Below are 274 nucleotides of genomic sequence, written 5' to 3'. Positions count from 1 at the left end.
CGGAATACTTCACCCCAATACTCCAGTGGATAGAGCGAATCGAGTGACACCGTGGCGCGCGTGGTCCAGGCCCACTCATAATCGGCGCGTGGCGCGAAGTTAGGCGTGAACAACAAAGGCGCTGATTCAGGCACCGCCGCCATCACCGCCTTCAACTCGCCGGGCGACACGCATTCGAAACCAAACCCCTCTTCGGCAAGCGCACGCAAAATGGTCGGATGCGTATTGGCTTTGACCGCGTAATGCAGGCGATCCACCGCTGCCAGCGTTTTCA

Annotated in this window: 1 pseudogene; it reads right to left on the bottom strand. The window is 59.1% G+C overall.

Annotation, left to right across the window (positions count from 1 at the left end):
- Positions 1 to 274, bottom strand: a pseudogene (locus AC4HNJ_RS21930) (bifunctional aspartate kinase/diaminopimelate decarboxylase); the annotation flags it as partial.

The organism is Dyella sp. SYSU CM1112 (genome assembly GCF_058216415.1).
This window is presented reverse-complemented; position numbering and strand designations above follow the sequence as displayed.